Genomic DNA, 7,309 nt, shown 5'->3' with positions numbered 1-7,309 from the left:
GATTGGAGTGGAGGCTGGGCGACTCCTTGGGGATTAGCGATAGAGGAACGAAGGCTAAGAGCATCACGTCCTGTGATAACGCCTTCGTGACCTACATCGTGTAGGCCCGAGACCCTGGAGCGAGCAAATAGAGGAACGAAGGCTAACAACATCACGTCCTGTGATAACGCCTTCGTGACCTACATCGTGTAGGCCCAAGCGGCTCATCGGACGCCCCCAGGAAGCTTTGCTCTGTGCGAAAGCGTAGTGCTAACGTAGCGGCAGCAACAAAGCGCCCAGTCGGAACGGAAATCAACTTCTCGTTTTGCAGAAGAGCCATACTTTTAATATGACACCTTAATTTCATTGACATAATAGTTTTTCGACAGCACAAATCCCCGCTCACTGTTGCGAGCGGGGATTTGTTGTTGTGCTTTAAGCGGACTTATCGTACGCCTAATGCCATTTTTGCATAGCGTGACATTCTATCTTTTGACCACGGTGGATTCCAAACAATATTAACATTTGTACTTTTTACTTCTGGAAGCTCACCTAATGCTGTATTTACTTGATCCACAATAACAGGTCCAAGCGGGCAGCCCATTGAAGTTAATGTCATTGTAACCGTTGCTAGACCTTCTTCATCTAAATCTACATCATATACTAAACCTAAGTTGACGATATCAATACCAAGCTCAGGGTCAATTACATTTTCTAATGCACCGAACATGCTGTCTTTCATATCTTGATCCATCTGTATTTCTCCTTCCATCACAGTGTTAACTTAATCATAGCAGATGCATCTTATTATGCCAAATGCTGTGCAAGCCATTCAGTTGCAGCTAACATACCGTCGCGTGACACAGCATGTCCTGCTTTTTTATTGGCTAAAAATTTCAAGTCTTCCGGATTTGTTTCATAGTATTTGCATAAAGTTAAATAAAAATGATAGGTATCTTTAAAAGGTACAATTTTATCTAATTCCCCATGCCAAAATAGTACAGGCCGTCCTGCAAATTTTTCTGGTGTTAGACTGATATCATATTTAGCTAGAAGCTCATTTATTTGCTGTACCTCTTCTTCGGACATTGACCAGTTAACACCATCATTCGCGAGTTGCTGTAATTGATATTCACCTAATTTAATAAAACCTGGTGCACCCATACATACTACTGCTGTTTTAATCCAATCATAAAGCTTTAAGCAGCCCGACGTCACAATTCCGCCCATTGATGTACCAGCTATGCCAATTTTATCATTCACTAATAATTGTTTATTCTTTAATTCATTATATAATTGTTCAACTTCATGAATAGAATTTAAAACAATATCCCAAAATTGCAAATTCATTTGCATCTCAGATAGGTCTTCACTACGGTCACCATGTAATTTTGCATCTGGTAATAGGACACGCACCCCTTTACCTACTAATTGATATGCATAATGTAAGTTATGTTCTTTCGCACTCATAAAGCCATGTAAGAAAATTACTACCGGGGTTTCTTCATTCATATTTTCAGTATGTATATGTAATAAAGGAATATTCCCCCACATTTCTTTCTCAACAATCATCTTTGTCACTCCCTACTTGTGTCTCAACTTAATGTTAGCAAACTTTTTCCATTGTGACAAAATTTTGACGAATGATTGACAAAGAGATACTATTCAAACTATAGGAAAGGGGCAATTAGTTATGAAACCACATTTAATCGTTTTAGACTTAGATGGTACGTTATTAACGGACCAACAACAAATTTCAACAAAAACTAAAAATACATTATTACAGGCAAAGGAACAAGGTCATCAAGTGATGATTGCAACAGGTCGTCCTTATCGTGCAAGCGATATATACTACAAGGAGCTTGACCTGACAACACCCATTGTAAATTTCAATGGAGCCTATGTGCATCACCCCAAAAATGCTTCTTGGCACCATAAGCACACACCTATAGATTTAAGTATTGTGCATGATGTCGTCGATTCCATTAATAGCTATGAATACGAAAATATTATTGCGGAGGTTAAGGATGATATTTACGTGCATACAGAGGATGAACGGATATTAAATATATTTAATATGGGGAATCCAAAAATTACCCTAGGGGACCTATATATCCATTTATTAGACAACCCCACTAGTTTACTGATTCAAGCGAATGAAATAAATTCAATGATTATTCGTGATCATTTACATGCTGTTCATGCAGAGGTCATTGAACATCGTCGCTGGGGTGCGCCATTTCACATTATTGAGATTGTTCGCCGTGGCTTAAATAAAGCAGTGGGAATCGCTCATGTAGCAAAGGATTTAGGTATCCCACGGGAACGTATCATTGCATTTGGTGATGAGGACAATGATTTAGAAATGATTGAATATGCTGGATTAGGTGTTGCAATGGGTAATGGTATCCCTACTTTAAAAAATATTGCCAATGAAATTACCACAACAAATAATGACGATGGAATCGCTAAAATACTCATCGATCGCTTGAAATTATCCTAGTTAAGTAGTAAGTTCAAATTAACATTCCATTTTTTACATTTAACTTTATTCAGTAGTACCCGTTATCCTGAGTACTTACTGAATAAAGTTATAAATTTTTACTGTTGCAAAAACGATACTGAAACTCGATAGGATTATTTATCTATATAACATTATTTTAAAGGAACATAGAATGGAAAGCTCGACACTCATTCACTTGTTATGTAGTATTAAGTATTTAAAAACTCCTTATACAGAGTTAAAAGAATGTTAAATTAGGGGGACAAATGATGAAGATTTTTACTGATAGTGGATGTGATCTACCGAAGTCTTACTACGAAGAACACAATATTGAACTTCTTCCTCTACGAGTGGGATTGAACAATAAAGACTATGATGATGTCATTGCAATTGATTCCAAACAAATTTACGATGCTATTCGTCAAGGTGCTCGCCCAAAAACATCCCAAGTATCACCAGAGCTTTTTCTCAAGCATTTTGAAAATCTAGCGAAAAATGAAGAGGAAGGCATCTATATTGCCCTTTCATCGGAATTATCAGGTACCTATAATACTGCGGTCATGATTCGCAATCAAGTACTAGAGCAATATCCATCACTAAAATTAGCGATCATCGATTCTAAATGTATTTCATTAGGTTTTGGTCTAGTAGTCGAGGAAGCTGTCCGACTTCGAAGTACAGGTACTTCGTTAGAGGAAATCGCAACAACAATTACTGCCCTTGCCCTACAAATGGAGCACATATTTACAGTTGAGGATTTAGATTACCTCGCTAAAGGCGGACGTTTATCAAAAACAAGCGCATTTCTTGGTGGGCTTCTAAGTATTAAACCTATTTTAAATGTAGAAGATGGTAAGCTTGTGCCCATCGAAAAGTCACGTGGACGTAAAAAAGCCATCGCTCGCATGTTAGAATTGATGCAGGAGCGCGGTGGTAACTTCTCAGAGAAAATTGTAGGTATTAGCCATAGCGATGATGTGGACCTTGCCAACGATGTAAAAGCTTCTATTCAAGAAAGGTTTTCTCCAAAAGCCATCCAAGTAACAATGATTGGTTCTGCGATCGGTTCCCACGTTGGGCCAGGTACAATTGCCATCTTTTTTACGAATAAAAGCTATCAAGCTTAACAAAAACCCCCTCCACACTTCAAGTTCAGTGTAGAGGGGGCTTTATCATTTATTTTAAGCATCTTGCTCCTGGCGTCGTACTTTACCTCGTTTAATAATAACAACTACAAATCCTATGAATATTAACCATACTAATCCTAATGCGACCATATATGGAACATTGAAACCTTCATCGTTTTTAACTTGATAAATTTCTACCATTTCGCGGTTCAAAATAACTGGATAAACGTCTTTTTCATTAATACGAACTTTTTCTTCTACTAAAATACCATTTAGCATTTTATCTTCACCAATCTGTTCTGGTGTTAAATCAAAGCGTTGTGTTTTACTAGTATTGTTAACCATGATGACCCATTTTTCTTCATCGGATGTACGTGTAAATACAAGTAGGCCATCTTCATTTTTGAGAACTTCAAAATCACCTTTGCGTAATGTAGCAGATTGATTACGTAAAGATTGGACATGTTTAATATATTTGATTAATTCTTCATCTGTTTTAAAGTTAAAGAATTGATGTGTATCTGGCTTTGCCTCTCCATTCATCGCAATTTCTGTACCATATTGCATAACTGGAATTCCCGGCATCATGAATAGTGCACCCATCGCCATTTTTATACGTGTCGGTGGGAACATATTTTCAGTTGCAGAATCAAATGTAAAACGATGCGTTTCTAACGAATCCACCATAATCTGAGTTGGTTTCTCATCTGTAAATGGCTCCATCAATTTTGAAGAATCCTTATCAACATTTTTAAATATATTACGGTAAATATCAGCTGTCGCTGGTGAGAAACTTGCATCAAAATCGGCGTCACTTTCTTCATTTGAAATGACATAGAGTGACTTTTTCGTATCCTTTAATGCCGCGATCATTGCATTAATAAACTCTGTATCGGCATCCGCAATATTTGTTAGACGAACCCCACCAATATCATATGTAGAGACAAAGTCCGTTGCTGATTTAATAAGTGCTTCTTGTACATCTTTGTTTTTTAAATCCCACTGTACTTGTCCATTTTTGCTTGAAGCAATCCAGTCCTTTTTCGCTGGATCCTTTGCCCACTCATGATTTGGACTTACATTGTTAAGTGGAAAATCCACCATGATTGACATATTTTTTGCTTTATAAGCCTCAACAACACTTTGAAACTCTTTACTTGTCCCAAAATGACGCTCGATCGTAGAGTAGCTAGTTGGCATCGAACCATCATATTTCTCAGTAGCAAAAACTGGTCCGATGGAAACAATTGTAAAGCCCATCTCTCCGATAAATTTCAGTTTATCTTTTAGACCTGCAAAATCGCCTCCAGCAAATTTCGTAGGGTCTTGCGTATTTGTATCAAAATCGTTAGTGCCCGAACCATTAAAGAAACGGTCAACGAGTAAATCATAGATGCTTTCTTCTGCAATCGTTCTTGTTGACACTTCATCAGCATGTGCAACTGGTATAGCACTCACTAAAGAAGTTGCCAGTAAAAGCGATGCAGCTGTCGCACTTATCCACTTCTTGAATTTCACTTTTATTCCCTCTCTTTCAAACCAATCCTTCGTCATTTTACCAAATAAAACAGTCACATCGCTATCATTTCAAAATATTTTCTGAAAATGCAAAATGAATTACGACAAAAAGGTGTCAACTTCTCCTTTTCATCGATTCATCGGCTACGTGAAGCGGTTGAACTCATCGCCTGGGAAGTCGTGCGCTTTGCATGAGTAGATTTTCCGGCTACCTGAGGGGTTATTCGGTCTACTCGAGCGGATTTCACCTTACTGTTCTCCTAATTACCCGAGCGTAATCCACCTTTTTAAAAAATAAAAGTCGTGAAGCGAAATCTTCACGACCTTTACGAGCAATTATGCTAAGAAACTTTGTCCCATTGGCAATTTGAAACCTAGGAACATTGTAATCAGTAAGAATACTGCAAATAAAATCCAAAACATGCCTGTTGGTTTATTTTTCTTTTGACGTACTAATACCATTTCCATCATACCAATGACTAAAATACCGCCTATGAATTTAAAGCCGTAGAGCATACCTTGACCATAATCCATGGCAGAAATAAAGAGCGCTCCACCAGTAATGATAATTAAAACGTAGAATAAACGTAACGTCATATGTAAGCCTTTTGACTGCTTGCCCATTAGCGCTGCAATTAAAAAGATTACGATACCTACTACCCAAGTAGTAATATGCAAATGCGTTTGGCTAGTTAAAAAACTCATTATTGTCCCACCTCATATTCTTTTTCTATCAAACTCTATCCTACCATGTGTTGGAAAGGGTTTCAAACATTACAATAGTGTTCACAGAATAAACTTAAAAATCCGCGGAGTGTTGACTTAGGGCACTGAAAAAGTCGATTTGCCACAAAAATTGTGATGCAAATCGACTTTTTTGAGTTTATAATTCCAACAAAAGTCAGATTTATAATTAAGAAATTTATTACTTTAGCTTTCCGTGCCCCCGTGTTGACTCACGCGGATTTAAAAAGTTATTCAAAATGATTCACTAATGTACCGATGCCTTGAATGGATACTTTCACAGTATCTCCAGCTTTTAAAAATTGTGGTGGATTCATGCCTTTTCCAACACCTGATGGAGTACCCGTTAAAATAACATCACCTGGCTCTAGTGTTACGTGTTGAGATAAAATCGATACTAATGATTCTACAGAGAACATCATATCTTTTGTAGAGCCGTTTTGACGTACTTCATCATTCACTTTTGTAACCACTGTTAAATCTTGTGGATTCGGAATTTCATCCTTTGTTACAAGATATGGCCCAAGTGGACAAGTTCCTTCTAAGCTTTTACCTAAGAAGAATTGCTTATGTTTTTCTTGTAAATCACGAGCTGTTATATCATTGGCAATTGTGTAGCCAAATACATAATCGTATGCTAAGTTTTTCGGAATATTTTTACCACGCTTACCAATGACAATTGCTAATTCGCCTTCATAATCCATTTTAGATGAAAGATCAGCATGGATCGAAAGTGTTTGTCCATCAGCAGCAATAGCAGTCGGAGATTTTGTAAATACCATTAATTCTGTTGGTGCTGCTTCTGCACCCATTTCTTTTGCATGCTCATCATAGTTTTTACCTATACACATAATATTTTTTGGTGTACGTGGAATTGGTGATAACCATTCAATCACTGTAAATTCACGTTTGAAGCTTTCAGCACGATCTGATTTTTCAGCGGCTTCTACTAATTTACGAATCTGTTCAACAAAATCAAAGCCTAAAGCAATGCCGTCTACGATTGAACTTGAAAAAGAAGGGAGAACTTGAAGTTCATTCTGAATAGCGAGTACATCCCATACCGCTTCTTCTTTTTTTACTTTTGGTCCAAAGCTTACATGTCCACCTAATTTAAACGATAAAATTTTCATGATTTTCAGAGCTCCTTCTTTTTTCTACATGATACAACAAAATAATAGAAATTGCCTTACTTTTGCGACAATATTTTTTATTCCTAATCAACCGCGGGCCATTCACCATAACGTGGGGTTGATTTCCGTTCCAGCTGGGCGCTTTCCTGGGGGCGTCCGATGAGCCGCTTCACTCGCGTTGCTCGCTCCAGGGTCTCGGGCCTACACGATGTAGGTCACGAAGGCGTTATCACAGGACGTGATGCTCTTAGCCTTCGTTCCTCTATCGCTAATCTCCAAGGAGTCGCCCAGCCTCCACTCCAATC

The 7,309-nt window shown here is 37.9% G+C and carries 7 protein-coding genes; 2 read left to right on the top strand and 5 right to left on the bottom strand.

What is annotated here, in order from left to right; all coding sequences use genetic code 11:
* Positions 1-424: 424 nt before the first annotated feature.
* Positions 425-733 carry a metal-sulfur cluster assembly factor gene (locus BFJ97_RS22980; protein ID WP_068986920.1) on the bottom strand — a complete coding sequence of 103 codons (309 nt, stop codon included), beginning with the start codon at positions 731-733 and terminating at the stop codon, positions 425-427.
* Between the two features lie 53 nt (positions 734-786).
* On the bottom strand, positions 787-1,551 hold the full coding sequence (locus BFJ97_RS22975; protein WP_068986919.1) for a prolyl oligopeptidase family serine peptidase: 765 nt from the start codon (positions 1,549-1,551) through the stop codon (positions 787-789).
* Positions 1,552-1,672: 121 nt separating this feature from the next.
* Here BFJ97_RS22975 and BFJ97_RS22970 point away from each other — a divergent pair, with 121 nt between their 5' ends.
* On the top strand, positions 1,673-2,482 hold the full coding sequence (locus tag BFJ97_RS22970; RefSeq protein WP_068986918.1) for a Cof-type HAD-IIB family hydrolase: 810 nt from the start codon (positions 1,673-1,675) through the stop codon (positions 2,480-2,482).
* Positions 2,483-2,751: 269 nt separating this feature from the next.
* The gene (locus BFJ97_RS22965) at positions 2,752-3,609 is read left to right on the top strand and encodes a DegV family protein (protein WP_068986917.1); all 858 of its coding nucleotides are present in this window, start codon (positions 2,752-2,754) and stop codon (positions 3,607-3,609) included.
* A gap of 54 nt (positions 3,610-3,663) precedes the next feature.
* Here BFJ97_RS22965 and BFJ97_RS22960 read toward each other — a convergent pair whose 3' ends face one another.
* The 3 genes from BFJ97_RS22960 to BFJ97_RS22950 form a co-directional block, all read right to left on the bottom strand.
* Positions 3,664-5,127: an alpha-amylase family glycosyl hydrolase gene (locus BFJ97_RS22960; protein ID WP_068986916.1), complete on the bottom strand. Its 1,464-nt coding sequence runs from the start codon at positions 5,125-5,127 to the stop codon at positions 3,664-3,666.
* 336 nt (positions 5,128-5,463) lie between these two features.
* Positions 5,464-5,832 (bottom strand): YisL family protein, encoded by a 369-nt coding sequence (locus BFJ97_RS22955; protein WP_068986915.1) that lies wholly within the window; start codon positions 5,830-5,832, stop codon positions 5,464-5,466.
* A 269-nt stretch (positions 5,833-6,101) separates the two neighbouring features.
* Positions 6,102-7,004, bottom strand: a complete 903-nt coding sequence (locus BFJ97_RS22950; protein WP_068986914.1) for a fumarylacetoacetate hydrolase family protein — start codon at positions 7,002-7,004, stop codon at positions 6,102-6,104.
* Positions 7,005-7,309 lie beyond the last annotated feature (305 nt).

The organism is Lysinibacillus xylanilyticus, assembly GCF_001708185.1.
GTDB lineage: Bacteria > Bacillota > Bacilli > Bacillales_A > Planococcaceae > Lysinibacillus > Lysinibacillus xylanilyticus_A.
This window is presented reverse-complemented; position numbering and strand designations above follow the sequence as displayed.

Bases quoted from the DNA above. Each gene is read 5' to 3' on its own strand.
- BFJ97_RS22970 (WP_068986918.1), top strand. From the start codon at position 1,673: ATGAAACCACATTTAATCGTTTTAGACTTAGATGGTACGTTATTAACG.
- BFJ97_RS22975 (WP_068986919.1), bottom strand. From the start codon at position 1,551: ATGATTGTTGAGAAAGAAATGTGGGGGAATATTCCTTTATTACATATA.
- BFJ97_RS22950 (WP_068986914.1), bottom strand. From the start codon at position 7,004: ATGAAAATTTTATCGTTTAAATTAGGTGGACATGTAAGCTTTGGACCA.
- BFJ97_RS22965 (WP_068986917.1), top strand. From the start codon at position 2,752: ATGAAGATTTTTACTGATAGTGGATGTGATCTACCGAAGTCTTACTAC.
- BFJ97_RS22955 (WP_068986915.1), bottom strand. From the start codon at position 5,832: ATGAGTTTTTTAACTAGCCAAACGCATTTGCATATTACTACTTGGGTA.
- BFJ97_RS22980 (WP_068986920.1), bottom strand. From the start codon at position 733: ATGGATCAAGATATGAAAGACAGCATGTTCGGTGCATTAGAAAATGTA.